General features: G+C 58.9%; 1 protein-coding gene and 1 pseudogene. Both read right to left on the bottom strand.

The window, feature by feature from the left end:
• Nucleotides 1-276: pseudogene (locus tag DEO48_RS26665) on the bottom strand (hypothetical protein); the annotation flags it as partial.
• Nucleotides 277-285: 9 nt separating this feature from the next.
• On the bottom strand, nucleotides 286-610 hold a 325-nt coding region (locus tag DEO48_RS00045; RefSeq protein ID WP_181366944.1), incomplete at its 5' end, for a major capsid protein.

The following is a 610-nucleotide window of genomic DNA, read 5'->3' as shown; positions in this document are numbered from 1 at the left end:
GCCGTCGCCGGCAGAACCGTCACCAGCTGCACCAGCGCCATCGCCGGCAGAACCGTCACCAGCTGCACCAGCGCCATCGCCGGTACCATCGCCGGCACCCTCATCCGGATCCTGAAGCAGGCCGCGCACGACGGATACCGCCAGAACAAACCCCAGCTCCTCGAGGCGAACGGCCTCATTCGGCGGGAGGCTGATACGGCTGTGCTGTCCGTATTCCTTGCCGTCATGCATGACGCAGCGGCCCTTAGTCACAACCATTTCAAGTAATCGGGTCATGGTGACTCCTTAAACCACAGTGGCGCAAAGGGCCGCATTAACACGGCTTGGAATAACCAGCGGAGCAGACTGCATCAGCAGGAAACGCTGGGCCGGGTCTTTCTCAGTCCAGGTTTTAGGTGCATACGCCAGCGCGCCATAGTCAAAATCAGGATCGAGAATGGCGCCATAAGCACGGGTCCCCATCAGATTCGGACCTGACATAATCACGGCGCCATCCGTCAGCATCGGTTTTTCCAAATCATCAACCGGGTCAATAAACCAGTCGTTATAGAGCCACAGATCGAACTGCCCCCAACGTCCTTTGTATACGGCCCCCTGCTCCACGCGAGCA

The sequence above is a fragment of the Enterobacter sp. CGMCC 5087 genome (assembly GCF_003144775.1).
Taxonomy (GTDB): domain Bacteria; phylum Pseudomonadota; class Gammaproteobacteria; order Enterobacterales; family Enterobacteriaceae; genus Enterobacter; species Enterobacter cloacae_M.
This window is presented reverse-complemented; position numbering and strand designations above follow the sequence as displayed.